Annotated in this window: 21 protein-coding genes; 11 read left to right on the top strand and 10 right to left on the bottom strand. The window is 70.6% G+C overall.

Features of this window, described 5'->3' with window-relative positions; all coding sequences use genetic code 11:
* Window positions 1-105: 105 nt before the first annotated feature.
* Window positions 106-885, bottom strand: coding sequence for an isoprenyl transferase (locus ABH926_RS22890; RefSeq protein ID WP_370367761.1), 780 nt, complete (start codon window positions 883-885; stop codon window positions 106-108).
* 256 nt (window positions 886-1,141) lie between these two features.
* On the bottom strand, window positions 1,142-2,995 hold the full coding sequence (locus ABH926_RS22885) for a phosphoenolpyruvate carboxykinase (GTP) (RefSeq protein ID WP_370367760.1): 1,854 nt from the start codon (window positions 2,993-2,995) through the stop codon (window positions 1,142-1,144).
* Between the two features lie 238 nt (window positions 2,996-3,233).
* Here ABH926_RS22885 and ABH926_RS22880 point away from each other — a divergent pair, with 238 nt between their 5' ends.
* The 4 genes from ABH926_RS22880 to ABH926_RS22865 all read left to right on the top strand — a co-directional run bounded on the left by ABH926_RS22880 (window position 3,234) and on the right by ABH926_RS22865 (window position 6,296).
* On the top strand, window positions 3,234-3,896 hold the full coding sequence (locus ABH926_RS22880) for a hemolysin III family protein (RefSeq protein WP_370367759.1): 663 nt from the start codon (window positions 3,234-3,236) through the stop codon (window positions 3,894-3,896).
* Between the two features lie 229 nt (window positions 3,897-4,125).
* A complete protein-coding gene (locus ABH926_RS22875) occupies window positions 4,126-4,887 on the top strand; it encodes a helix-turn-helix domain-containing protein (protein WP_370368010.1) in 762 nt (253 codons plus the stop codon).
* 126 nt (window positions 4,888-5,013) lie between these two features.
* Window positions 5,014-5,991 (top strand): hypothetical protein, encoded by a 978-nt coding sequence (locus ABH926_RS22870; protein ID WP_370367758.1) that lies wholly within the window; start codon window positions 5,014-5,016, stop codon window positions 5,989-5,991.
* 89 nt (window positions 5,992-6,080) lie between these two features.
* Window positions 6,081-6,296, top strand: a complete 216-nt coding sequence (locus ABH926_RS22865; protein WP_370336942.1) for a hypothetical protein — start codon at window positions 6,081-6,083, stop codon at window positions 6,294-6,296.
* 223 nt (window positions 6,297-6,519) lie between these two features.
* On the opposite strand, the gene ABH926_RS22860 is transcribed toward ABH926_RS22865, so the two are convergent.
* Window positions 6,520-6,681 (bottom strand): hypothetical protein, encoded by a 162-nt coding sequence (locus ABH926_RS22860; protein WP_370367757.1) that lies wholly within the window; start codon window positions 6,679-6,681, stop codon window positions 6,520-6,522.
* Between the two features lie 149 nt (window positions 6,682-6,830).
* Between ABH926_RS22860 and ABH926_RS22855 the strand changes: the two genes are divergently transcribed.
* A complete protein-coding gene (locus ABH926_RS22855; RefSeq protein WP_370367756.1) occupies window positions 6,831-7,463 on the top strand; it encodes a DUF47 domain-containing protein in 633 nt (210 codons plus the stop codon).
* A gap of 3 nt (window positions 7,464-7,466) precedes the next feature.
* Window positions 7,467-8,477, top strand: coding sequence for an anion permease (locus ABH926_RS22850; protein WP_370367755.1), 1,011 nt, complete (start codon window positions 7,467-7,469; stop codon window positions 8,475-8,477).
* A 51-nt stretch (window positions 8,478-8,528) separates the two neighbouring features.
* Here ABH926_RS22850 and ABH926_RS22845 read toward each other — a convergent pair whose 3' ends face one another.
* On the bottom strand, window positions 8,529-8,822 hold the full coding sequence (locus ABH926_RS22845; protein WP_370367754.1) for a 4a-hydroxytetrahydrobiopterin dehydratase: 294 nt from the start codon (window positions 8,820-8,822) through the stop codon (window positions 8,529-8,531).
* Window positions 8,823-8,905: 83 nt separating this feature from the next.
* On the opposite strand from ABH926_RS22845, the gene ABH926_RS22840 reads away from it, so the two are divergent.
* The 3 genes from ABH926_RS22840 to ABH926_RS22830 all read left to right on the top strand — a co-directional run bounded on the left by ABH926_RS22840 (window position 8,906) and on the right by ABH926_RS22830 (window position 12,814).
* Entirely contained in the window at window positions 8,906-9,310 is a 405-nt protein-coding gene (locus ABH926_RS22840; protein ID WP_370367752.1) for a (deoxy)nucleoside triphosphate pyrophosphohydrolase, read from the top strand.
* A 217-nt stretch (window positions 9,311-9,527) separates the two neighbouring features.
* Window positions 9,528-12,005, top strand: coding sequence for a SpoIIE family protein phosphatase (locus ABH926_RS22835; protein ID WP_370367751.1), 2,478 nt, complete (start codon window positions 9,528-9,530; stop codon window positions 12,003-12,005).
* 176 nt (window positions 12,006-12,181) lie between these two features.
* Window positions 12,182-12,814 carry a LysE family translocator gene (locus ABH926_RS22830; protein WP_370367750.1) on the top strand — a complete coding sequence of 211 codons (633 nt, stop codon included), beginning with the start codon at window positions 12,182-12,184 and terminating at the stop codon, window positions 12,812-12,814.
* 105 nt (window positions 12,815-12,919) lie between these two features.
* On the opposite strand, the gene ABH926_RS22825 is transcribed toward ABH926_RS22830, so the two are convergent.
* The 4 genes from ABH926_RS22825 to ABH926_RS22810 form a co-directional block, all read right to left on the bottom strand.
* A complete protein-coding gene (locus tag ABH926_RS22825; RefSeq protein WP_370367749.1) occupies window positions 12,920-13,756 on the bottom strand; it encodes an arylamine N-acetyltransferase in 837 nt (278 codons plus the stop codon).
* An 88-nt stretch (window positions 13,757-13,844) separates the two neighbouring features.
* Window positions 13,845-14,606 carry a succinate dehydrogenase/fumarate reductase iron-sulfur subunit gene (locus ABH926_RS22820; protein ID WP_370367748.1) on the bottom strand — a complete coding sequence of 254 codons (762 nt, stop codon included), beginning with the start codon at window positions 14,604-14,606 and terminating at the stop codon, window positions 13,845-13,847.
* Between the two features lies 1 nt (window position 14,607).
* Window positions 14,608-16,827 carry a fumarate reductase/succinate dehydrogenase flavoprotein subunit gene (locus ABH926_RS22815; RefSeq protein ID WP_370367747.1) on the bottom strand — a complete coding sequence of 740 codons (2,220 nt, stop codon included), beginning with the start codon at window positions 16,825-16,827 and terminating at the stop codon, window positions 14,608-14,610.
* Between the two features lie 17 nt (window positions 16,828-16,844).
* Window positions 16,845-17,669, bottom strand: coding sequence for a hypothetical protein (locus tag ABH926_RS22810; RefSeq protein ID WP_370367746.1), 825 nt, complete (start codon window positions 17,667-17,669; stop codon window positions 16,845-16,847).
* A gap of 319 nt (window positions 17,670-17,988) precedes the next feature.
* On the opposite strand from ABH926_RS22810, the gene ABH926_RS22805 reads away from it, so the two are divergent.
* Window positions 17,989-20,616, top strand: a complete 2,628-nt coding sequence (locus tag ABH926_RS22805) for a PQQ-binding-like beta-propeller repeat protein (RefSeq protein WP_370367745.1) — start codon at window positions 17,989-17,991, stop codon at window positions 20,614-20,616.
* A 165-nt stretch (window positions 20,617-20,781) separates the two neighbouring features.
* Window positions 20,782-22,680 (top strand): translational GTPase TypA, encoded by a 1,899-nt coding sequence (gene typA / locus ABH926_RS22800; RefSeq protein ID WP_370367744.1) that lies wholly within the window; start codon window positions 20,782-20,784, stop codon window positions 22,678-22,680.
* 162 nt (window positions 22,681-22,842) lie between these two features.
* Here the strand turns inward: typA and ABH926_RS22795 are convergent, their stop codons facing one another.
* Window positions 22,843-23,577, bottom strand: a complete 735-nt coding sequence (locus tag ABH926_RS22795) for a DUF4232 domain-containing protein (protein ID WP_370367743.1) — start codon at window positions 23,575-23,577, stop codon at window positions 22,843-22,845.
* A gap of 90 nt (window positions 23,578-23,667) precedes the next feature.
* The gene (locus ABH926_RS22790; RefSeq protein WP_370367742.1) at window positions 23,668-25,803 is read right to left on the bottom strand and encodes a WD40 repeat domain-containing serine/threonine protein kinase; all 2,136 of its coding nucleotides are present in this window, start codon (window positions 25,801-25,803) and stop codon (window positions 23,668-23,670) included.
* Between the last annotated feature and the right edge of the window lie 176 nt (window positions 25,804-25,979).

Here is a 25,979-nt window from a genome sequence, read left to right as displayed (position 1 = left end):
CACCTGTTGGGGCTAAACGCGGACCCGGGTCTTGTCACGGTTCTGACCTGTAGTGATAACAGAACGTAACAGAATGCGCGCGGGCCTGCGCCAGAGGGCGGAAGACTATGTGCCGTAACGGCGGTGGCGGTTGGCGTAGTCGCGCAATGCCCGCAGGAAGTCGACCTTGCGGAACGCCGGCCAGTAGGCCTCGCAGAAGTAGAACTCGCTGTGCGCGCTCTGCCACAACATGAAACCGCTGAGCCGCTGCTCCCCGGACGTCCTTATGATCAGGTCCGGGTCCTGCTGCCCCTGTGTGTACAGGTGCTCCGTGATGTGCTCCACATCGAGCATCTGCACCAGGTCCTCGATGGAGGTGCCGCGGGCCGCAGCGTCGGCCAGCAGCGAGCGCACCGCGTCGGCGATCTCGCGGCGGCCGCCGTAGCCGATGGCGACGTTCACCTGGATCCCCGGGTTGTCCCGGGTCTGCTCCTCGATCTCCTTCAGGTGCCGGGCGAAGTCGGCCGGCAGCAGGTCCAGCGCGCCCAGCGGGTGGACCCGCCAGCGGCCGGTGTCAGCCAGCGAGCGCACCGAGCCCTCGATGATCCGCAGCAGGTCGGTGAGCTCCTCGGGCGGCCGGTTGAAGTTGTCGGTGGAGAACAGCCACAGCGTGACGGTCTCGACGCCGGCCTCCTCGGCCCAGGCCAGGACCTCGTGGATCTTGTCCGCCCCGCGCTGGTGGCCGGTGGCGATCTGCTCGCCCATCTGCTTGGCCCAGCGGCGGTTGCCGTCCATGATGACGCCGATGTGGCGCGGGAAGGTCTTCTTGCCGCGCTGGACGTCGCTGTGCAGGCGAGCCGCCAAGCGCCGTTCGTACAGGCTGTAGGCGAGGTCACGCAGGCTCACAGCACGGCGCCTTTCTGGTGCTTCTGGAAATCCTCGGTTCGGTGAAGCGACCGGGGGACAGGGGCGTCAAGGGAGGACCCATCGAGGCTATCGGAGTCCCACGGGGTCTCGACACGGCCTTCAGCAAACCTTGGGGTGCGGGTTTCGTGAAGAACGCCGGGGGCGCCTTGACGGCCGTCAGGCCCGTCCCCAGTGCGGGAACGGGCCTGACGGTGGTGATCGAGGTCACACGGCGCGCGGACGGCGCCGGGCGCGCCTAGCTGTCGAGCCGGGAGAGCAGGGCCTCGTACTCGGCGGTCAGCTCGGCCGGCAGGTGGTCGCCGAACCGGTCGAAGTGCGCCGGGATCTGCGCCGCCTCGCGCTTCCAGACGTCCTTGTCGACGCTCAGCAGCACGTCCAGGTCCGCCTCGGACAGCTCCAGGCCGTCCAGGTCCAGCGCGTCCTTGGTCGGCAGCACGCCGATCGGCGTCTGGACGCCCTCGGCCGCGCCGTCCAGACGGTCCACGATCCACTTCAGGACGCGCGAGTTCTCGCCGAAGCCCGGCCACAGGAACTTGCCGCCCTCGCCCTTGCGGAACCAGTTGACGTAGTAGATCTTCGGCAGCTTGTCGGCCTCGGTCTTCTCGCCGATGCGCAGCCAGTGGCCGAAGTAGTCGCCCATGTTGTAGCCGCAGAACGGCAGCATGGCGAACGGGTCGTGGCGCAGCTCGCCGGCCGTGCCCTCGGCCGCCGCGGTCTTCTCGCTGGCCACGTTCGCGCCCAGGAAGACGCCGTGCTGCCAGGAGAACGACTCGGTGACCAGCGGGACCGCGGTCGCGCGGCGGCCGCCGAACAGGATCGCCGAGATCGGGACGCCCTTGGTGTCCTCCCACTCCTCGGCGATGGTCGGGCACTGCGCGGCCGGGACGCAGAACCGGGCGTTCGGGTGCGCGGCCGGCTCGTCGCTGTCCGGGGTCCAGTCGCGGCCCTTCCAGTCGGTCAGGTGCGCCGGCTTCTCCTCGGTCATGCCCTCCCACCACACGTCGCCGTCGTCGGTGAGCGCGACGTTGGTGAACACCGAGTTCGCGTAGAGGGTGTCGATGGCGTTGGCGTTGGTCTCGCGGCCGGTGCCCGGGGCGACGCCGAAGAAGCCGGCCTCCGGGTTGATGGCGTACAGCCGGCCGTCCTGGCCGAAGCGCATCCAGGCGATGTCGTCGCCGACGGTCTCGACCTTCCAGCCCGGGATGGTCGGCGTGAGCATCGCCAGGTTGGTCTTGCCGCAGGCGCTCGGGAACGCCGCGGCCACGTACTTCGCCTCGCCGCTGGGCGGGGTCAGCTTCAGGATCAGCATGTGCTCGGCCAGCCAGCCCTCGTCGCGGGCCATCACCGAGGCGATGCGCAGCGCGTAGCACTTCTTGCCCAGCAGCGCGTTGCCGCCGTAGCCCGACCCGTAGGACCAGATCTCGCGGGTCTCCGGGAAGTGGGTGATGTACTTCGTGGCGTTGCACGGCCACGGCACGTCGGCCTGGCCGGCCTCCAGCGGGGCGCCGACGGTGTGCGCGGCCCTGACGAACTCGCCGTCCGTGCCGAGTTCCTCCAGCACCTTCTGACCCATCCGGGTCATCACGCGCATCGAGACCACCACGTACGGGGAGTCGGTCAGCTCCACGCCGATCGCCGACAGCGGCGAGCCGATCGGGCCCATCGAGAACGGCACGACGTACATCGTGCGGCCGCGCATGCTGCCGGCGAACAGCCCGCCGAGGATGCCCTTCATCTCGGCCGGGGCCATCCAGTTGTTGGTGGGGCCGGCGTCCGACTCGTTCTCGGAGCAGATGAAGGTCCGGCCCTCCACGCGGGCGACGTCGCTCGGGTCGGACTTGGCGTAGAAGCTGTTCGGGCGCTTGGCCTCGTTCAGCCGGGTGAAGGTGCCCTGCTCGACCAGCAGGGAGGTCAGGCGGTCCCACTCGGCGTCCGAGCCGTCGCACCACACGACCCGGTCGGGCTGGGTGAGCTGCGCGATCTCGGCGACCCAGGCCTTCAGGGCCGCGTGGCCCGTCGGGGCGTCGTCCAGCCCCGGTATGGCCGCGGGGCTGTTCGCGGGCACGGTTTTTGTGGACACGTCAGTCATGGCGCGCTCCTAAGGCACCGAGGTCGCTTCCCATCCGCACTGGTGGGCGGCCCCGGTCGATGTATGAGGGTATTTCGGAGTGTACCCAGCGCAGTCCACATGGTGGATAGTCGGCGATGGCTAGTTCGTCACAGTCGGTTCGACATGGTGTCCCGCTTTTGACGGTTTCCCGACTGTTTCGGCGCTGTAGGGCTACCGGCCCTATCGAAGTTACGCTTCCGTAAGTTACCCTCCGGTTATGCCGCTTGTGGATGCCGTATCGACCGCCGTCACCCCGATGAAGCCCAAGCTGCGCGGCTGGCTGCACCTGTGCGCCGCGCCCCTGGCCCTGGCGGGCGGGATCGTGCTGATCGCACTGGCGGACAACGGTCGGGCGCGGGTCGCCTCCACCGTGTTCGCCTTCTCCGCCGTCATGCTGTTCGGCACCTCGGCGCTGTACCACCGGCGCACCTGGGGCCCGCGCGGCGAGGCGATCCTGCGCCGCCTGGACCACGCCAACATCTTCCTGATCATCGCCGGCACCTACACCCCGTTCACGGTGCTCCTGCTGCACGGGAGCGCCGAGCGCGCGCTGCTGTACACCGTCTGGATCGGCGCCCTGGTGGGCATCGCCTTCCGGATCTTCTGGCTCGGGGCGCCGCGCTGGATCTACACCCCGTGCTACGTGGCGCTGGGCTGGGCCGCGGTGTTCTTCCTGCCCCAGTTCCTGCACTCCGGCGGCGTGGCGATCCTGCTCATGATGGTGGTCGGCGGGGTGCTCTACTCGGTGGGCGCGCTGGTCTACGGCACGAAGCGCCCGGACCTCTCGCCGCGCTGGTTCGGCTTCCACGAGGTGTTCCACACGCTGACCATCGCGGCGTTCTCGCTGCACTTCATCGGGGTGTCGATGGCGGCGATGTAGCCCGGCGCGGAACTGCCGTCGTGTCCTTATATAAGGACACGCTTTCAGTCGGCCGGCCGGCGGCGGACGGGCCGCCCGGTCTTTTCCGGTCGAACAGTCGGGCCGCCTTTCGTATCGTGAGGCCATGAGCACCGCGACGATCGCCGCGCCCCGGACCACCGTCACGACCGACCCGACCGCGGCCCAGCTCAAGAAGCAGCCTCCGGCCACCACCGCCGACTTCGGCGCCATGCTGCGGGCCTGGCGCCGCACCCGCAACATCAGCCAGCTCGACCTGTCCTCGGCCAGCGGGGTGTCCACCCGGCACCTGAGCTTCATGGAGACCGGCCGCGCCAAGCCCAGCCGGGACATGGTGCTGCGGCTGGCCGACGAGCTCGAGGTGCCGCTGCGGGAGCGGAACAAGCTGCTCGTCGCGGCCGGCTACGCGCCGGAGTTCAAGGCCCGGCCGCTGGCCAGCCCGGAGATGGCCGCGGTGCGCCGGGCCATCGACGTGGTCCTCACCGGGCACCTGCCGTACCCGGCGCTGATGCACGACCAGCACTCCAACATCATCGAGGCGAACAAGACCGTCGGGATCTTCACCGATCTGGTCGCGCCGCACCTGCTGGCCGACGGCGGCAACACGGTGCGGATCACGCTGCATCCCGAAGGGCTCGCACCGCACCTGGTCAACCACGGCGAGGCCCGCGACCGGCTGCTGCGCGCGCTGAGCCGGCGCGCGGCGGCCTCCGGCGATCCGGAGCTGACCGCGCTGCTCAAGGAATGCGTGGCCTACCCGCATCCGGATCCCGAGCCCGAGCCGGATCTGTACGCCGGCGTGGTGCTGCCGTTCCGCTTCCGGCGGGACGGACAGGTGCTGACCTTCTTCAGCTGCACCGCGGTGTTCGGCTCCGCGGCCGACCTGACGCTCGCGGACATGCAGCTGGAGACGTTCTTCCCGGCGGACGAGGCGACCGGCGAGGCGCTGCGGGAGTATGCGGCGCGCGTCTGATCGCCGGGGCGTGCATTAGCACGCCATCGTCCGATCCGGTGGTATCGACGCGTCATCACGTAACCACGCTCGGTGTGGCTCGTTGGCAGCGGGACAACCCGCCGTCCGAACCCACAGGGGGTCGCCGTGAACCGTCGCCGTATCGCCATCGGGGTCTCCTCGGTCAGCGGCCTGGCCGTCGTCGCCGCCGGCGCGATGAGCATGGTCGGCTCCGGCACCTCCGCCAGCGCCGTGGATCTGCACGCGGCCCCGGTCGCGGCGATCACCGGGGCGGCCGGGGCTACCGCGCTGGCCGGGACGGCGCAGGTCGACACCATGGTCACCGTCGACACTCCGGCGGTCCCCGCGCAGGGCAAGACCCCCGCGAGTCCCGCGCAGACGCTGACCCTGCACGGCTCGGGCCTGTTCGACTTCGGCAAGCAGGTCGGCGCCATCGACCTGACGGCTCCCACGGCGGCCTTGAACGAGGTGGTCACGCCCTCCGCGCTGTACGCGCGCCGAAGCGCGGTGGCGGCGACCGCGACGGCCGCCGCGGTCCCGGCTTCGGCCTGGTCGCGCGGCGCCACCGCCAAGGCCTCCGACGGCGAGATGATCTCCGGCGGCGCCACTGACCCGGCGTTGGTCCTGGCCATGCTCGGCGGTGTCCAGCCGGGCGCGAAATACGTCGGCCACGAGGTCGTCCGCGGTGTCCCGGTGGCGCACTACCAGGGGACGCTGGACCTGGCCCAGGCCGCTACCGCGCTGACCGCGGCGGCCACGGTCGCGAACGGCGGCGGCCCCGCGGCGAACGCCGCAGCCGAGAAGGAGGCGCTCGAGAACGCCGCCCAGGTCTTCAAGGGCAAGATCCCGTTCGACGCGTACCTGGACGCCGAGGGTCGGCTGCGCCGCTTCGTCGCGAGCTTCTCCTACGCGGCGGTCCCCGGTGCCAAGGTCCTCACCCAGGCCACCTCGGCCACCGAGCTGTTCGGCTTCGGCACCCCGGTCACGGTCGTGGTGCCCGCCGCCGCACCGGCCGCCGCGCCGTCCGGGGCGCCGAGCACGCGCGGCCGCCGCGCCACCACCCCCTCGGCTCATCCGACTAGCCCCACCCGCGCCCACAAATAGTCCTGTTGGGCCATACCCGCAGGCCCCGGTACCCAATAGGCTCGACCGTCGGGGACCAAGGGGTCGTGAGGACGGGCGGTGATTCAGCCATGACGCTCTACCAGCAGGATTCTGGTTCGGCGTACGGCCGCTACGGTGCGCTGCCCTCGGTGTACGACAACTCGGCGCTCGACGAGATCCGGCTGTACGGCGACCTGCTCCAGGTCGTGGCCGAGCACCCGGCCAGCGAGAAGCGCCTGGACTGGGCGGTCATCGACCGGGCGCTCGGGCTGATGCCGGCCGATCCGAAGCGGGACCGGAACTAGCTTCTTCCGGAACTGGCTTCTTCCGGAACTGGCTTCTCGCGGGCGGAGCCCCGCGCCGGTCAGTCTCCGACCCGCGACTCGGCCCGCAACCGCTCCAGGGTCTGCTCGATCGACCGGGCGTCGCGGCGGGGGAATCCCAGGGGGCGAAGGCGGTTCGCGGGTCGAAGGTCTCGGTGACCAGGGTCCGGGGGCGCGGGTCGGCGTCGTCCGGTGCCCGGACCGGCTAGGCCCTTATCTGCATGCGCATCCCGAACTTCGCGCCCGGACTCAGGCGGTCCGGGGCCGACAGCGTTCCCTTCACCGTTCCCGAGCCGTCTATCAGGACGTGCTGCCGGGGGCCGGCGAGGATGGCGAAAATCACATCGGCGGGCGCGAAGATCGTCATAGAACGGGACACAGGCTCGGCCGCAGCGGCCACGGTAGTGGCTCGGTTGTGCGCTGGGTAGGTTGAGCACCTAGCATCCTTACGGCGAACAAGCCAGAACAATCAGCCTCTGCCCGGATTAACGGCAACTGAAGACCCGGAGACTTCCAGTGAAACTGCGTCTGACCCCCAGGGAGACCAGCTTCTACGACCTGTTCGCCGAGCAGGCTGACCATCTCGTCATCGGTGCCGGCATCCTCACCGAACTGCTCGGCGCCACCGGGCCCGGCGCCGGGGCCGAGCGCGCCAAGATCGCCGAGCGGATGCGGGCCGCCGAGCACGCCGCGGACGAGACCACGCACAAGATCTACAACACCCTGAACTCCTCCTTCATCACCCCGTTCGACCGCGAGGACATCTACGCGCTGGCCTCCAAGCTCGACGACGTCATGGACGAGATGGAAGAGGCCGTCGACCTGGTCAACCTCTACGGCATCCAGACGCTGCCGTCCGGGGTCGCCGATCAGGTGGACACGCTGGTGCGGGCCGCGGAGCTGACCGCCGAGGCGATGCGCAAGCTGCGCGGGATGAAGGACCTGTCGGACTACTGGATCGAGGTCAACCGGCTGGAGAACGCCGGCGACCAGTCCTACCGCAAGCTGCTGGCGCACCTGTTCTCCGGGGAGTACGACGCGCTGACGGTGATGAAGCTCAAGGAGGTCGTGGACGCGCTGGAGGCGGCCGCCGACGCCTTCGAGCACGTGGCCAACACGGTCGAGTCCATCGTGGTCAAGGAGTCCTGAGGCGTGCACTGGCTCGGCCTGATCACGGTGGTGGCCGTCGCCCTGGGGTTCAGTTACACCAACGGCTTCCACGACTCGGCGAACGCCATCGCCACCTCGGTGTCCACCCGCGCGCTCACACCGCGTGCCGCGCTGCTGATGGCCGCGGTGATGAACCTGCTCGGCTCCTACATCGGCCTGCGGCTCGGCGGCGGAGTCGCCTCGACGATCACCAGCGGCATCATCAAGGTCCCCGCGGGCGACGCCGGCTTGTGGATCGTGTTCTCACTTCTGGTCGGCGCGATCGTGTGGAACGTGCTGACCTGGTACTTCGGTCTGCCGTCCTCGTCCTCCCACGCGCTGATCGGCGGCATGATCGGCGCCGGGCTGGCCGCCGGCGCCACGGTCGAGTGGAAGGGCGTGTGGGAGAAGGTCATCCTGCCGATGGTGTCCTCCCCGGTCGTCGGGTTCATCCTGGCGTTCTTCCTGATGGTCGGCATCCTCTGGGCCTTCCGCAAAGCGCACCCGGGCCGGGTCTCCCGCGGTTTCCGCTTCTCGCAGACCATCTCGGCCGCCGCGATGGCGCTGGGGCACGGGATCCAGGACGCGCAGAAGACCATCGGCGTGATCATGCTGGCGCTGATCGCCGGCGGGCACGCGACGTCCAAGTCGGCGGTGCCGAACTGGGTGCTGCTGTCCTCGGCGCTGGCGATCTCGCTGGGCACCTACGCCGGCGGCTGGCGCATCATGCGCACGCTGGGCCGCAAGGTCATCGAGCTGGACCCGCCGCGCGGGTTCGCCGCCGAGACCGTGGCCTCGGCGGTGCTGTACTTCACCGCGTTCGTGTGGAAGGCGCCGGTGTCCACCACGCACATCATCACCGGCTCGATCATGGGCGTCGGCGCGACGAAGCGGAAGAGCGCGGTGCGCTGGGGCGTGGCGCGGAACATCGTCGGGGCGTGGGTCTTCACGCTGCCGTGCGCCGGGCTGTGCGCGGCCTTCGTCTGGTGGATCACGAACGCGCTGTTCGGGTAGCGGGGACGGCGGCTCGGTCCGGCTCGGCCCGGCTCAGGCCGGCTCCGGTCGCTAACCGGACTCCGAGGCGAGCAGGGTCTCGATCCGCCGGGCCAATTCCAGGTCCAGCTCGGTGACGCCGCCCGCGGAGTGCGTCGAGAGCCGGAACCGCAGGGTCTTCCACCGGATGTCGATGTCGGGATGGTGGTTCATCTCCTCGGCGATGACCGCCACCTTGTCGACCACGGTGATGGCCGCGGGGAAGTCCGCGGCGGTGAACACGCGCGAGAGATGCTCCGCGCCGCCCGTCCACTCGGGATGGTCGGCCAACAACGGGGAGATCTCCTCTTGCTGGAGAAGGCGCATGTACCCATTGTCGACCCGATGCCAAGAGGGGGCCAACAGTCAGTTACGGAACGTAGTCGGCGGCGCGCCCTAGACTGCCTGGAATGACCACCCAGACCCCCGTCATCGTCGTCGGCGCGGCCATCGTTCGGGACCAGAGCGTGCTGTGCGCGCGCCGGTCGGCGCCGGCGCGTCTGGCCGGGAAGTGGGAGTTCCCCGGCGGCAAGGTCGAACCCGGAGAGGACGACGCCGAGGCGGTCGTGCGCGAGTGCCGCGAGGAACTCGGCGTGGCGGTGACCGTCGGGGCGAAGATCGGTGCGGACGCCCGGATCGACGAGCGCTTCACGTTGCGGGTCTTCCTGGCGCGCCTGGAGCCCGGGCAGCCGGAGCCGCGGCCGCTGGAAGACCACGACTGTTTGGCGTGGGTCCCGCGCGGGGAATTGCTGGATCTGGACTGGCTGACGCCCGACGTGCCGATCGTCGAGGAGTTGGCGCGTTCGGTCTGGTGAAACCTGGGGAACGCCTTGACTGCTCTCATAGTGTGAAAGTCAGATCAATTGCTTGAGGGCGCGGCATTCCGGGAAGGATCACAGGAGACCCGGATCCGCAACACGGGGTTCCCGACCGCACAGAATCGAAGCCCTCTCCATGCCCGACTCGCCGCAAGAGCAGCAGCCCCACAGGGAGCGGCAGGACAACCCCGGCTGGCGCGGCCGGGGATGGGCCATGACGACCTCCGTCTTCGGTCAGGGCTCCGAGGGCGACGCGCAGCGTCAGCTGGGGCGGATGGCCGGAGTGATCGAGCGGGTACGCTCGGCGACCTTCATGCTCGACGGCGAGGGGATCATCCGCGAGTTCCGGCTCAACGCCGAGGAACTGCTGGGATGGCAGCGCACGGAGATGATCGGCAAGCCGTTCCACGAGATGTTCCGGCCCGCGGACCGCGAGGCGGCCGACCGGATGGTCGCGGCGGTGCGCTCCGGTGACGACGCGCGCGGGGCGCTGGACGCGGTCACCCCGTCCGGGGCGAGCGTGCCGGTCGACGCGCATCTCATGGGCCTGCGCGACGGCGAGGGGCACGTGGTGGTGTTCGGCTACGCCAACTCCGCCGACGACCTGATCCGGTTCACGCGGGACCGCGCCGTCCTGGACTCGCTGTTCGAGCAGTTCCCGGTCGGCATCGTGGTCTACGACGAGCAGGGACGCTACGTCCGGCTGAACCGCGCGCTGGAGCGTATCAACGGCCTGCCGGTCTCCGAGCACATCGGCAAGCGGGTCCGCGAGGTGCTGCCGGGCGTGGACCCGCGGCTGGAGGAGATCCCCGACGAGGTGCTGCGCACCGGCATCCCGGTGGTCGACGAGCAGTACGGCGGTTTCACCCCGGCCTCCGACGAGGAGCGGGTCTGGTCGGTCAGCTACAACCGGCTCCACGGTCCGGACGGCGAGGTCATCGGGCTGTCCGGGCTGATCCTGGACGTCACCGACCGGCATCGCGCCGCGGCCGCCGCGGCCGGGGCCCGCCGGCGTCTGGCGCTGGTGAACAAGGCCGGCTCGCGGATGGGCACCGCGCTGGACGTCGAGCGCACGGCCCGGGAACTGGCCGACGTGGCGGTGCCGGACTTCGCCGACGCGATCGTCATCGAGATCAAGGAAGAGGTCTTCGACGAGCGGATCGGCCCGGTCGGGCCGGTGTGGCTGGCCCCGGTGCGCCGCCGCCGGGTGCTGGTGCACCAGGGCTTCGGCGCTGTGCCGGACCCGGTGCGGGCCGAGGGCTTCAGCGCCTGGTCCACCGACTCCGACATCAGCGACCGCATGCTCGACGGCGCGGCCTGGCACTCCTCGGCCGGGATCAGCGCGGTCGCCAAGGAGCCGATCCGCGCGGTCGACGGCACGCTGCTGTGGCAGCCCACCGGCGGCGACTCGATCCTGGTGCCGCTGTGGGCCCGCGAGGCGCTGCTGGGCGTGGTGCACTTCCACCGGCACCCGGAGAGCCCGCCGTTCGAGTCGGAGGACATCGAGGTCGCCGAGGAGATCACCACCCGGGCCGCGGTGTCGATGGACAACGGCCGGCTGTACTTCCGCGAGCGCACCACGGCGCTGATGTTGCAGCGCGCGCTGCTGCCGCAGCGGATACCGAGCCTGCCGGGGGTGCAGGTGGCGTACCGGTACCTGCCCGGCTCGGTCGGCGCGGAGGTCGGCGGCGACTGGTTCGACGTGATCCAGCTGTCGGGGGCGCGGGTGGCGCTGGTGGTCGGGGACGTCATGGGCGTCGGCGTGCGGGCGGCCGGGATCATGGGCCAGTTCCGGACCGCGGCCCGGACCCTCGCCGGGCTGGACCTGTCGCCGGCGCAGGTGCTGCACCAGCTGGACGAACTCGGTGCGTCGCTGTCGGAGAACCATTTGGCGACCTGCATCTACGCGGTCTACGACCCGGCGACCGGCAAGCTCGCGGTGTCCCGGGCCGGGCATCCGCCGCCGCTGCTGCTGGCGCCGGACGGCACGGTCGGCGGCCTGGACGTGCCGCCCTCGCCGCCGCTGGGCGTCGGCGGAGGGGCGTACCGCAGCTGGGTGTTCGAGACGAAGGAGTTCGACATCCCCGACCGCTCCCGCCTGGCGTTCTACACGGACGGGATGGTCGAGGACAAAGGGCGCGACATCGATGAGGGGATCGGGGTGATGGCGGCGTTGTTGGCGAACTGCCCTCCCGACTCGTTGGAAGAGTGCTGCGACGCGGTGACGGACGTCCTCGGCATCACCGGCGACACCTCGGACGACGCGACCCTGCTGCTGGCCCAGGTCCAGTCCATCCCGCCGGACCGCAAGGCGCACTGGCAGCTGGACGCGCACCCCTCGGCGGTGTCCGAGGCCCGCCGCAAGGTCCGCGCGAAGCTCCGGGACTGGAACATGACCAGCCTGTCGGACACGGCGGAGCTGCTGGTGAGCGAGCTGGTGACGAACGCGCAGCGCTACGGGCGCTCGCCGGTGTCGCTGGAAATGCTGAAGACGGACCGGCTGCTGGTGGAGGTGGGGGACGCGCTGGACGTGGTGCCGCAGGTGCGGCGGGCGCAGGAGACGGACGAGGGCGGCCGCGGGCTGCAGTTGGTGAACCAGCTGGCGACCCGGTGGGGGACGCGGACCACCGGGAACGGGAAGATCGTGTGGTTCGAGCTGGCCTTGGGGGACACCGGGTTGGGACCACGGTAGCGGGGGAGCGCCCGGTCGGCGGTGGGAGTGGCCGGGCGTGGGACGAGGCTGACCGGCGGTGCGGGCAGCTGGGTGGTGGCATCGAGCGGCGGCCGGGCAGCGCTGATCTGCCTGTCGACTAGCGCTGTCAACCAGCGGAAAACGGCGGCGCGGCGCCCCTGGGATACTCCCGTTCCATGACTGGTTCGGTCTTCCACGCGCTGCTCTCCTTCGCCCTCGTCGCCGGCCTCATCACGATCATCCCCGGCCTGGACACCGCCGTGGTGCTGCGGTCGGCGCTGGTCCTGGGGCGGCGGCAGGCGTTCGCGACCGCGTTCGGGATCAACGTCGGTGCGCTGGTGTGGGGGGCCGCGGCGGCGACCGGGGTGTCGATGCTGCTGACCGCGTCGCACGATGCGTACACCGCGCTGCGGGTCGTCGGGGCGGTGTACCTGCTGTGGATGGGCTTCGGGATGCTGCGGGCCGCGCGGCGCGGGGAGCTTCATGACGCGGTGGTGCGGGTGCCCGATGCCGGGCTGGGGCGCGCGTTCTTGCGGGGTGCGTGGACCAATCTGCTGAATCCCAAGGTCGGGGCGTTCTACATCGCGATCTTCCCGCAGTTCATGCCGGCGCACGTGTCGCATCTGGCCATGGGGCTGATGCTGGCCGGTGCGCACGATCTCGAGGCGATGGTGTGGTTCACCGTGCTGATCCTGGGTGCGCACCGGGCGCGCGGGTGGTTCGCGAAGCGGCGGGTCAAGCGGGCTATGGACGCGGTGACCGGGGCGGTGCTGGTCGGGTTCGGTGTGGAGTTGGCGCTGCGGGGGTGAGGCTGCTCGGATCGGCCGTCAGGGCCGCTCGGGCGGGATGCCGATGCCGACCCCGCCCTGGACGCGCCGCTGAGCCGGCTGCGAATGCCGCGGCGCCCCGCGCCGCTAAGCCTGCTTCCGCCGCGGCGCCCGCGCCAGCTCGATCCCGAACCGCTCCCGCAGCAGGTCCAGCAGCTCCTCGTCCGAGGCGACCTCCTGGACCCGCCGCCCGGTGCCGTCCGTCGTGATCAGCTGGTCGCCGGTCAGCGTCACCCGGCCGTCCTCGGTGAGCCGCGAGCAGATCACGTTCTGCGTGAAGTGCGACTCCGGCGACGTGCACTGCCACCAGCACGCCTGCGTGAAGTCCGCCAGCGCCAGCGGCTTCGGGTCGACGCGGTACTGGACCTCGCCGTCGCGCAGGACGGTGAACTCCGCGTCGTCGTTCTCCACGATGCGGAAGAGGCCGCCGGGGTCCTTCTGGTCGGCGCGGTCCTCGAAGCGGAGCGGGAACTCGGTGTGGCGGCCGAAGCCGACGTCCGCCAGCCAGGTGCCGCCGGAGCCGTCGACGACCTGCAGCGCCAGGTGGTCCAGCGGCGGGCTGTAGCCGTGCGCGGTGCTGAAGGTGCGGGCCGACAGGCGGTGCACGCGGTACCCGAGTGCCTCCAGGAGCAGGGCGAACAGTCCGTTCAGCTCGTAGCAGAAGCCGCCCCGGCGGTGCCCGACGATCTTCTCGAACAGCGCGGTGCCGTCCAGCGGGACCGGTTCGTCGAGGTGGATGCTCAGGTTCTCGAACGGGACGGTGTGCAGGTGTGCGCTGTGCAGGCGGCGGAGGGTGTCGGCGTCGGGCGCGACCGGCTGCCCGGCCGTGCCGGTGCCGGTGTCGATGCCGGTGCCGGTGCCGATACCGATGCGGCCGAGGTAAGCGGCGACCTGCTCGTGGTTCAGGGCGTGCGTGGGAGCCATGGATCCTTTATCGCAGATCCTGCGCGGATGCGCCTGGGGCCGCGGTCCTAAGACCGCGGCCCCAGGCCCTTGCTCACCGCTCGCTCCCTCAGGCGTCGGACGACGTCCGCCGCCGGATCTTGTTACCCAGCCACACCAGCGGGTCGTACTTCTTGTCGACCACGCGCTCCTTCAGCGGGATCAGCGCGTTGTCCGTGATGTGGATGTGCTCCGGGCAGACCTCGGTGCAGCACTTCGTGATGTTGCAGAAGCCGAGGCCGTGCTCCTCCTGGGCCGCCTTCTTGCGGTCGGCGGTGTCCAGGGGGTGCATGTCGAGCTCCGCGACGCGCATCAGGTAGCGCGGGCCCGCGAAGTTCTCCTTGTTCTCCTCGTGATCGCGCACCGCGTGGCAGGTGTTCTGGCACAGGTAGCACTCGATGCACTTGCGGAACTCCTGCGAGCGCTCCACGTCGATCTGCTGCATGCGGTACTCGCCGGGCTTCAGGTCCTTGGGCGGGGTGAAGGACTTCACCTCGCGGGCCTTGGTGTAGTTGAAGCCGACGTCCGTCACCAGGTCCTTGATCACCGGGAAGGTGCGCAGCGGGGTGACGGTGACGGTCTCGTCCTGCTCGAACGTCGACATGCGGGTCATGCACATCAGACGGGGCTTGCCGTTGATCTCCGCCGAGCAGGAGCCGCACTTGCCGGCCTTGCAGTTCCAGCGGCACGCCATGTCCGGGGCCTGCGTCGCCTGCAGCCGGTGGATGATGTCGAGGACGACCTCGCCCTCGTTGATCTCGACCTCGAAGTCTTTCAGGTCGCCGCCGGACGCGTCGCCGCGCCAGACCTTGAACTTGCCTTTGTAGCCCATGTCACTTCTCCTCGGCGGCGGTCTCGGACTTGGCGTCGTCCGTCTGGGCCTCGGCCTCGGCGGCGGCGGTCTGCTTCTCGGCCTCGGCGTCGCCGTTGTTCTGACCGGGGATCGCGGCGGGTTCGGTCTCGGCCTTGGGCTCGGCCGCGGCCTCAGCCTCGGTCTCAGCCTCAGCCTCGGTCTCAGCCTTGGGGTCGGTCGCGGCCTCAGCCTCGGTCTCGGCCTCATCGGGCTTGGCAGCGGCTTCCGGCAGCGCGTCAGCCTTCGCTTCCGGCGCCGCGTCAGCCTCGGCCCCCGGCTCGGCCTGATTCCCGAGAACCGCCAGCTCCTCGTCCGTGAAGTACTTCGTCAGCTCCGAGATCTCGAACAGACCCAACAGGTCCGGACGGATCGTCGGGATCGGCTGGTGCTTGAGGTCCACGCCGGAGCCGTCCTCCTTCAGCGTGCAGATCAGGTTGACCTGCCGCCACTTCGAGGACATCGCCGGGAAGTCGTCGCGGGTGTGCCCGCCGCGGGACTCCTCGCGCTCCAGCGCCGCTTTGGCCACGCACTCGCTGACGATCAGCATGTTGCGCAGGTCCAGCGCGACGTGCCAGCCGGGGTTGAAGCGGCGCCCGCCGACCGAGCCGACCTTCTTGTGCCGGGGCTTGAAGTCCTCCAGCTTGACCAGCGCCTCGCTCACCTCTTCGGGCTTGCGGATGATGCCGACCAGCGTGTTCATCGAGACCTGCAGGTCGTGGTGCAGCGTGTACGGGTTCTCGCCGTCCGGGTTGCCCAGCGGGGCCAGCGCCTCCTCGACCGCGGCGTCCACGTCGGCCTCGACCACCGCGGGCTTGGCGGCCGTGCCGAGTCCGTCCACGTACTCCGCGGCGTGCAGGCCCGCGCGGCGGCCGAAGACCAGCAGGTCGGACAGCGAGTTGCCGCCCAGGCGGTTGGAGCCGTGCATGCCGCCGGAGCACTCGCCGGCCGCGTACAGGCCCGGGACGTTCGTGCCCTGGGTGTCCGGGTCGACCTCGATGCCGCCCATGACGTAGTGGCACGTCGGGCCGACCTCCATCGGCTGCGCCGTGATGTCGACGTCGGCCAGCTCCTTGAACTGGTGGTACATCGACGGCAGCCGGCGGCGGATCTCCTCGGCCGGCAGCCGCGTGGACACGTCCAGGTACACGCCGCCGTTCGGGGTGCCGCGGCCGGCCTTCACCTCGGAGTTGATCGAGCGCGCCACCTCGTCGCGGGGCAGCAGCTCCGGGGGACGCCGGTTGTTCTCCTGGTCGGTGTACCAGCGGTCGGCTTCCTCCTCGGTCTCCGCGTACTGCTTGCGGAAGACGTCCGGCACGTAGTCGAACATGAAGCGCTTGCCCTCGCTGTTGCGGAGCACGCCGCCGTCGCCGCGGACCGACTCGGTGACCAGGATGCCCTTCACCGAGGGCGGCCAGACCATGCCGGTCGGGTGGAACTGGATGAACTCCATGTTCACCAGCGCCGCGCCGGCGAGCAGGGCCAGCGCGTGGCCGTCGCCGGTGTACTCCCAGCTGTTGCTGGTGACGGTGTAGCTGCGGCCGATGCCGCCGGTGGCCATGATCACCGCCGGGGCCTCGAAGAGCACGAACTGGCCGGTCTCGCGGTAGTACCCGATGGCGCCGGCGATCCGGCCCTGCTCGTCCTTGAGCAGCCGGACGATCGTGGTCTCGGCGAAGACGCGCAGGCTGCCCTCGTACTCGCCGGTGGAAGCCTTGTCCTCCTGCTGCAACGCGACCACGCGCTGCTGCAGGGTCCGGATCAGCTCCAGTCCGGTGCGGTCGCCGACGTGCGCCAGCCGCGGGTACTCGTGCCCGCCGAAGTTGCGCTGGCTGATCTTGCCGTCCTTGGTGCGGTCGAACAGCGCGCCCCAGGCCTCCAGCTCCCAGATGCGCTCCGGGGCCTCCTTGGCGTGCAGCTCGGCCATCCGGAAGTGGTTCAGGAACTTGCCGCCGCGCATCGTGTCGCGGAAGTGGACCTGCCAGTTGTCCTTCGGGTTCACGTTGCCCATGGCCGCGGCCGCGCCGCCCTCGGCCATCACGGTGTGCGCCTTGCCGAACAGCGACTTGCTGATGATCGCCACGCGCTTGCCCGCGTGCCGGGCCTCGATCGCGGCCCGCAGTCCGGCGCCGCCGGCCCCGATCACCACCACGTCGTAGGAGTGGCGCTCGATGTTCTCTGCGTTCTCGGTGTTGTCAGTCATGATTGCGCACTGATCCTTTAGAAGAACGTCGGGTTGCTGAACGTGCCGTTGGCCACCAGGGCGACATAAGCGTCCGTCAGCGCCACGCCGAACAGCGAAATCCACGCGAAGAGCATGTGCCTGTGGTTCAGCTTCGACACCAGCGTCCACCCCTTGTAGCGCAGGGGGTGCTTGGAGAAGTGCTTGAGCTTGCCGCCCATGATGTGGCGGCAGGAGTGGCACGACGCCGAGTACAGCCACAGCAGGCTGGCGTTGGCCAGCAGCACCAGCGTGCCCAGGCTCATGTGGCCCCAGGCGCCGTCGGCGTTGCGGAAGGCCAGGATCGCGTCCCAGGTGAGGATGACGTTGAAGATCAGACCCGCGTAGAAGAAGTACCGGTGCGCGTTGTTCAGGATCAGCGGGAAGCGGCCCTCGCCGGTGTACTTGCCGTGCGGCTCGGCGACGGCGCAGGCCGGCGGCGACTGCCAGAAGGCCCGGTAGTAGGCCTTGCGGTAGTAGTAGCAGGTCATCCGGAATCCCAGCGGGAAGATCAGGATGAGCAGCGCCGGCGAGAGCTTCCACCACGAGCCGATGAACGTGAAGCCGCCCAGGGGCGAGTCCGGCACACAGTTGGTGGAGATGCACGGGCTGTAGAACGGCGAGATCAGGCCGTCCGCGTAGTAGTCGGCGTTCTGGAACGCGCGGAACGTCGCGTAGAAGATGAAGGCGACTAGCACGAGCATCGTCAGGAGCGGACTGAGCCACCACCTGTCTGTGCGCAGCGTCTTCTGTTCGATCTGTGCGCGCGCCGGGCTCAGCGGGGCGGGTGCCTCGGGGCCGGGCGCGATGGTGTCAGTCGCCATCGACTTGTGTCTCCCAGACGGGCAATGTTCTTACACTGATGTCTTGCACTTGGGCGTGTCGCTTCGGATTAGGCAGGGCTCTGAGGAGCTGCGCGAACTCTAATGGACATCGCGTCAGATTCCATAGAACGCGTCACCCGGAGTAGTGGAAACGTGATCTACGTCACATCCTACCGACCGCTGATCAGGGCCCGGACGGCGGGGGGACCGACAAGGGTTTGGCATCATGCTCCTCGGCACGACGCTCAACGCGCCGACGGCGCGACGGGGAAACGGGAAACGGCGCGCGCGAAGCGGCCGTGATCAAGGAGTGGTCGCGATGGTCGGAGCGCCCGGGGCGCCCGGATCGGTGATGGGGCCGTTGATCGAGGGGGACCCGCGCAGGGTCGGCCCCTACACGACGATCGGCCGGCTCGGCGTCGGTGAGCTCGGTCCGCTGTACGGGGCGCGCTCGGACGACGGCCGGGCCGTCGCGGTCCGGACGCTGCGTCCTGATCTGCTGGCCGACCAGACCGTCAAGGCCCGGCTCGCGGCCGACATCGCGGCGGCGCGCACGGTCGCGGGGCCGTACGTCGCGCCGGTGCTGGCGGCGGACCTGGAGTCGCCGGCGCCGTGGCTGGCGTCGGAGTACGTCGCGGGGGTCGCGCTGGCCAAGGCGGTGGCCGACCACGGGCCGCTGCCCGAGCCGGCGCTGCTGACCCTGGCCGCGGGCCTGGCCGAGGCGCTCGCGGCCCTGCACGCCGCCGGCGTGATGCACGGCGACCTGCGCCCCGGCACGGTGCTGCTGACGCCCGAGGGGCCGCGCGTCGTGGACTTCGCGCTGGCGCGCGCGTTCGACGGCGCGGCCGAGATCGGCATGGCCGGCTTCCTGGCGCCGGAGCAGGCACTGGGCCGGACGGTGACCCCGTCGGCGGACATGTTCGCGCTGGGCTCGACGCTGTTCTTCGCCACGACCGGCCGCGCGCCGTTCGGCGAGGGGCGGGCCGAGGAGGTGAAGAAGCGGGTCGCGAAGTCCTCGCCGGTGCTGGGCAAGCTGCCGGCGGCGCTGTCGGAGCTGATCCGCGGGTGCTTCCAGAAGGACGCGAACAGCCGCGCGCAGCCGCAGCAGGTGCTGGAGTACGTGCGGCGGCGGGCGCCGATTCCGCTGGGGAGCGGATGGCTGCCGGCGGCGGTGGCCGCGGATGTGCGGGCGGCGGTCGCGGAGGGGTTCGGCGGCGGCGGGGGCGGGGCGGCGGCGGGGGAGGACGCCAACGCGACGATCGTGGTGGCTCCGGTTGTGCCGGTTGTGCCGGTCGCGCCGGTGGCCGGTGGCCAGGCGCCGGGTTTCGCGGCGGCCGCGACCGGTTCGATGGCGGCGGTGCCGCAGCAGGCTGATGGGAGCGCGGCGTTCGGGCCCGCACCCGGTGGTCCGGCGACTGGCCCGATGCCCGCGATACCGCAGCAGGCTGATGGAGGCGCGGCCTTCGCACCCGCACCAGCGTCCGCACCCGGCGGCCAGATACCCGACTTCGGCCCAGCGCCCTCCGGTTACGGCGCGGCCCCTACCGGCCCGCAGCAGCCGGCCGGCAATCCCGCCCCCAGCCGCCGCAACCTTCTGCTCGCCCTCGGCGGCGCGGCCGTCGTCGTGGGCGGCGGCACCGCTGTGGCCCTCGGGCTCGGCGGCAGCTCCGGCACCACGACCGCCGCCGACGCGCAGCCTTCTGCGGGTTCCGTAGGCGCCGTGCCGTCCGTCACCAAGTCCTCCGCCCCCGAGCCGGGCATGGCGCCCCCCAGCGCCTCCGACACCGCGTCGTCCGCCGGGCGGCGTCCGCTTCCGCCGGGCGGCCCGCTCTCGCCGCCGGTAGGCGCGGCCGGCACCCTGCAGGGACCCGACGCGGCGCCCTTCTGGCAGCTGCCCGATGTCGGCACGGTCACGTCGCTGGCCGCCGGCGGCGGCGTGCTCGTCGTGGCTGCCGCGAACGGGGTCTCCGGCTACGACCTCGGCTCCAATGCGAAGTGGGGACCGGTGCGGGCCGCCGGCGTCCCGGGGTCTGGCAACGGCGTGGTCGTCGGCGGTGTCGTCTGTCTGATCGTCGCGTCCGACGCCGGCGCGGCCGGCGGCGACGTGCTCGCGCTGGACGTCGAGACCGGTGCGCAGCGGTGGCGGACGCCGATACCTCAGGGTTCGGCAGGCGTGCGGATCGGCGGCGCGCTGAACGGCATGGTGTTCGTGGTCGGGCTGGCCGGGCCCGACCCCTTCCTCTGGGCCCTGGACGCCGCCTCCGGTAGGCCCGTCTGGCAGAAGAGCGGTGTGGAGTTCGCCACGCTCGCGGTGCCGGCCGACGGCACCCAGGTCCTGACCGCCGGTGCCTCGGCCCCGAACACCTCCGGGACCTACATGGCCTGGAACAGCGCCGGTCAACAGGTGTGGACCCATCCGCTGAAGACCGCGGCGGACTACAGCCAGGTGTCGCTCAGCAAGGCCGCGTACGTCGGCGACCAGTACGTGCTCCTGTTCACCGGGGCGCCGAACGGCGACACCCTGGTCGGCGGGTCCGTGGCGAGCGGTCAGCCCACGTGGAGCACGGTGCTGCCGGAGCCGGCCGGGGACACCGGTTCGCTCTCGCTGATCGCCCGTTCGCCCGACGCGAACTCCGTCGTCGCCTTGTCCCGCCACGGTGTCTACGCCGTCGACGCGAAGTCCGGCAACGTGCTGTGGCACTCGCAGGGTCCCGGTTCCTTCACCATCGCCTCCGACGCCGGTGCGCCGCAGCTCGCGGACGGCAACGTGTACGTCTGCGACGACCAGGGCAGCTGGTGGTCCGTGGACCTGGCCGGCGGGCGGACCCGCTGGAAGTACACGGTCGCGGGGTTCGTCCCGGGGGTGGACCCGGTGTGGACGGCCGTGCCCGGCGGGGTGGTCGTGGCCGACGGCCGGGCGCTGGTCATGATCGCCGCCAACGGGTGACCGGCCCGACGATGTGACGGTCGCCATATCACTCCCGGTGTCCGCCGCCATGGCGTAGCCCGGAGTTAACCCTCACGCCGTGCGGCTGGGCACTGACGGTAAGCGGGGGGATTCCGGACCCCGTACGATGGGTAGGTATCCCCTTCTGCCAAGGAGCGCTCAGGCATGCCCACACGCGACAACATCAGGAACGTGGCGATCGTCGCGCACGTCGACCACGGAAAGACGACGCTGGTCGACGCGATGCTGTGGCAGTCCGGCGCGTTCGGCGAACACCAGCACGTCGACGAGCGCGCCATGGACTCCAACGACCTGGAGCGCGAAAAGGGGATCACCATCCTCGCCAAGAACACCGCGGTGCACTACCGCGGTCCCGATGGCGAGGACGTGGTGATCAACATCATCGACACCCCCGGGCACGCCGACTTCGGCGGCGAGGTGGAGCGCGGCCTGTCCATGGTGGACGGCGTCGTGCTGCTGGTCGACGCCTCCGAGGGCCCGCTGCCGCAGACCCGCTTCGTGCTGCGCAAGGCGCTGGCCGCGAAGATGCCGGTGATCCTGCTGATCAACAAGGTGGACCGCCCGGACTCCCGGGTCGACGAGGTCATCGACGAGACCTACGAGCTGTTCATGGACCTGGACGCCACCGAGGAGCAGATCGAGTTCCCGATCGTCTACGCCATCGCCCGCGACGGCAAGGCCACGCTGACCAAGCCGGTGCCCGGCTCGTCCGGCAACGGCCAGGGCGGGGAGCTGGACTCGGAGAACCTGCTGCCGCTGTTCAAGACCATCCTGGAGACCATCCCGGCCCCCTCCTTCACCGAGGGCGCGCCGCTGCAGGCGCACGTCACCAACCTGGACGCCTCCAACTTCCTGGGCCGCATCGCGCTGTGCCGGGTGCACCAGGGCGAGATCCGCAAGGGCCAGCAGGTGGCCTGGTGCCGCCACGACGGCACGATCGAGCGGGTCAAGATCACCGAGCTGCTGATGACCGAGGCGCTGGAGCGCAAGCCGGCCGAGTCCGCCGGCCCCGGCGACATCATCGCCATCGCCGGCATCCCGGAGATCATGATCGGCGACACCCTGGCCGACCCGGAGGACCCGCGTCCGCTGCCGCTGATCACCGTCGACGAGCCGGCGATCTCGATGACCATCGGCACCAACACCTCCCCGCTGGTGGGCCGCGGCCCGACCAAGGGCACCAAGATCACCGCGCGCCTGGTGAAGGACCGCCTGGACCGCGAACTGGTCGGCAACGTCTCGCTGCGCGTGCTGCCCACCGAGCGCCCCGACGCCTGGGAGGTGCAGGGCCGCGGCGAGCTGGCGCTGGCCATCCTGGTGGAGACCATGCGCCGGGAGGGCTTCGAGCTCACCGTCGGCAAGCCGCAGGTGGTCACCAAGAACATCGACGGCAAGCTGAACGAGCCGGTCGAGCGCCTGACCATCGACTGCCCCGAGGAGTTCCTGGGCGCGGTGACCCAGCTGATCCAGGGCAACCGCAAGGGCCGCATGGAGACCATGACGAACCACGGCACCGGCTGGGTCCGCATGGAGTTCGTGGTCCCCTCCCGCGGCCTGATCGGCTTCCGCACCGAGTTCCTGACCCTGACCCGCGGCACCGGCATCGCGCACGCGGTGTTCGAGGGCTACGAGCCCTGGTACGGCGAGCTGCGCACCCGCACCTCCGGCTCCCTGGTGGCCGACCGCGCGGGCGCCGCGACCCCGTTCGCGATGATGAACCTCCAGGAGCGCGGCACGATGTTCGTGCAGCCCACCACCGAGGTCTACGAAGGCATGATCATCGGTGAGAACTCGCGCTCCGACGACATGGACGTGAACATCACCAAGGAGAAGAAGCTCACGAACATGCGCTCGTCGACGTCCGACGTCACCGAGACGCTGATCCCGCCGCGCCAGCTGTCGCTGGAGCAGGCGCTGGAGTTCATCCGCGAGGACGAGTGCGTCGAGGTCACCCCGGACACCGTGCGGATCCGCAAGGTGGAGCTGAACGCGCAGGTGCGTGGGCGCTCGCGCGGGAACGCGGCGAAGGCGAAGCAGGGCTGAGCTGAGCTTGGCTGATCGGAGCTGATCAGGGCTGATCAGGGCTGATCAGGGCTGATCAGGGCTGATCTGACGCGGACGGCCGCTGCGGGAGTGATCCCGGCAGCGGCCGTTTTCGTTGTCTGCTCAGTGTTTTCGGCGGTGTGGCTACCTCAGGTCGGCCCCTCAGCCCCCGTCAGGACTCGACTGCCCGCTCACAAAGGGCTTCACCTGCAACTCGCCCTTCTCGCACACCGTCGTCGGGTTGTCCAGCGTGACGCGTGACCACGCCGAGTCCCCCGGCAGCTGCGCCACCGCGTGCACCGTCATCGGCTCGCACTGCCCGTTCTGCGGCTCGCCCGGGCCGGGGATGTTCGGCGAGTAGCGCATCTCGGCGTGGACCCAGGCTCCGGGGGCCACGCTGATGGTGGTGACGGCGACCGAGTTGTCCTTCAGGACGTTCGTCGGGAGCGAGTGGTCGTTGGAGGCGAGCAGGGAGATGCCGGGGAAGCCCGCGACCGTGCAGGTGTGGCTGGAGGTGTTCTGGAAGGCGATGTCGGCGGCGACGTGGCCCGCGCCCTGGCTGTCCGGGACGGTGCGCCAGGTGCCCGAGGGCATCTCGGTCGTGGTGCAGGCCGTGCCGGCGGCGTGGGTGGGGGCCGAGGGGGGCGCCGAGGAAGTGGTGCCGGGGTTCGGGGACGAGCTGGTGCCGGCGGCCGGTGACGAGGCGGATGTCGATCCGGTGCCGGCGTCGGGGTTCTGGCCCGAGGCCGGCGAGGATGTGCTCGCCACCGAGCTCGGGGTGCCCGGCGTCGATGCGCCGGCGGCGCCCGCGCTCTTGGCGGTGCTGCCCGAGCATCCTGCTGTCAGGGCGGCGGCTCCGAGCGCCCCCGCTGCGAACAGAACGGAAATACGGTTCATGGAACCCAACCTTTCCGGGTGACTACGGCCATTAGACGTCGAGTCGCCCGGACAGGTTGCCTGTTCCGGTGTGAATGGGGGACAGGCGCTTCAGAAGCGCCATACCAGGATGCTGTTGTCCTGATCGGCGGATGCCAGGAGTCTGCCGTCCGGGCTGAAGGCGACGCCGAGGGCGTAGCCGGTGTGGCCGGTGAGCGGGGGCAGGGCTCGCGGCGCGGCCGGGGTGGCGAGGTCGTACAGCCGGACCACCGTGCTCGCGCCGCCGCCGTTGGCGACCATCCGGCCGTCCGGGCTGAACGCCACCCCGGTCGCCTCGTCGGGTTCGGCGACGCGGGTCAGGATCGTGGGGGCGGCGGGGTTCGACACGTCGAACAGGATCAGCGAATGGTCCCCCGATCCGGTGGCGAGCAGGTCGCCGTTCGGGTGGTAGGCGATGTCGAAGACCCGGTCGGTGTGGCCGGCGGCGGTGCCGAGCAGCCGCGCCGCGCCGGGGTCGCGGACGTCCCACAGCTTGGCGGTCTTGTCGAACGATCCCGTCGCCAGGGTCTTGCCGTCCGGGCTGAACGCCACGCCGTAAGCGATGTCGCTGTGCGCGGCGAGCGTCCACTGCTGCACCGTCCCGGTCGGCCGCCGCACGTCGAGCAGGAAGACCTTGCCGCTCCACGTCCCGACCGCCACGACCGTGCCGTCCGGGCTGAACCGCACCCCGGCCAGCTGCTCGCCGAGCCGCACCTGGTTCAGCAGGCGCGGCGAGCTCGGATCCCCGATGTCCCACAGCCCGAGGGACTGGTCGTGCGAGCTGGTGGCCAGCGTCCTGCCGTCGGGGCTGACCGCGGTGTCGAAGACCATCGCGGTGTGGCGGGCGCAGACGCCGAGCGATGAGGGCCGCGTCGGATCGGACACGTCGTACAGGCGGGCCGTGTTGTCCTGCGCGGCGCCGACGAGGATCTTGCTGTCCGGGCTGAAGGCGACGTGGTTCACCGGAGCCTTCTGGCCGGTCAGTCTGGCGACCTGGGTCGGATCGGTGAGCGCGGCGGCGGATTTCTCGGTGCCGAACGCCGACGAGCTCGTGGTGGCTGTACCCGCACCGGCACCGGTACCGGTCTTCGGTGCGGCGCCGTGACCGGAGGAGGTACCCGAGCTGTGGCCGATCGCCAGCCAGGTGCCGACGGCCGCACCGCCCGCGGCGACGGCGGCTGCGCCCGAGAGGAACCAGCGGCGGGAGTGGTTCTCTTTCGGGGACGTGGGCGGCGGCGTGAACGCGATCTGCGGGGTGGGCGCGGGCAGCGGGACGGCCGCGATCGGCGCGGTGATCCGCTCCGACTCCGGCAGCGGCTTTGTGGTGCCCGGCGTCTCGTTGGCGAGCTTGACGGTCGCCGGGTCCTCCTCCCGCAAAAGCAGGTTCCTGATCCACTGTCCGACCGTCAGCGCGCCCCCCGGCCGGTCCTGCGGATCCTTCGCCAACAGCGTCAGCACCAACTGGTCCACCGCGGCCGGAATGCCCTGCCGATAACGGCTCGGCGCCTCCGGTGTCCGCGACACATGGAGCAGCGCCACACTCAGCGGGGTGTCGGCCTCGAACGGGCCGCGGCCGGTCAGGGCGAAGTAGAGCAGGCAGCCCAGCGAGTACAGGTCGGAGCGGGCGTCGAGGTGACCGCCCTGCGCCTGTTCCGGGGACATGTACTCGGCGCTGCCGATGACCATGCCGGTCGCGGTCAGGTCGGTCAGCGTCTGCTCGCCCTCGACGAAGCGGGCGATGCCGAAGTCCAGGACCTTCACCACGCCGGCGTCGCTCACCATCACATTGCTCGGCTTGATGTCCCGGTGCACCACGTTCGCCGCGTGGGCCACGGTCAGCGCCTCGCAGATCTGGACCGCCCACTCCAGCGCGGCCCGCGGGGCCACCGGGCCGTCGGTGCGGACCCGGTCGGCGATGGTGCGGCCGGCGACGAGTTCCATGACCAGGTAGGGCACGTTCTCGCCGGCGTAGTCGTCGTGCCCGTAGTCGTGCACCGTCACGATGGACGGTCCGGACAGGCCGCCGATGATGCGGGCCTCGCGGTCGAAGCGGGCCAGCGCCTCGCCGCTCAGGCCGCCGGCGGTCACGATCTTCACCGCGACCTCGCGGCCGATGCGGGCGTCGTGGGCCTGCCAGACCTCGCCCATGCCGCCTCGGCCGAGCAGCCGGACCAGCCGGTACCGGCCGTCGAGTAACACTTCCGCCATCGCCTGCCAGCCCCCTGGTTCACCTGCCCGAACAGTGTGGCGGCCAGAGTATCGAGGGCGTGGGCGCGGCGCCCCCGCCGGTGTGGGTGCGGGGGGGCGCGGGGGGGGTTTCCCCCAACGGACAAACCCAGGGACCCCGTGATGAAGTCGAACAGCAGCAACCACAGGTTCTCCGC

It is taken from the genome of Catenulispora sp. GP43, assembly GCF_041260665.1.
Lineage (GTDB): Bacteria > Actinomycetota > Actinomycetes > Streptomycetales > Catenulisporaceae > Catenulispora.
Note: the sequence above shows the minus strand (reverse complement) of the source record. Positions and strands in the feature narration are given on the sequence as shown.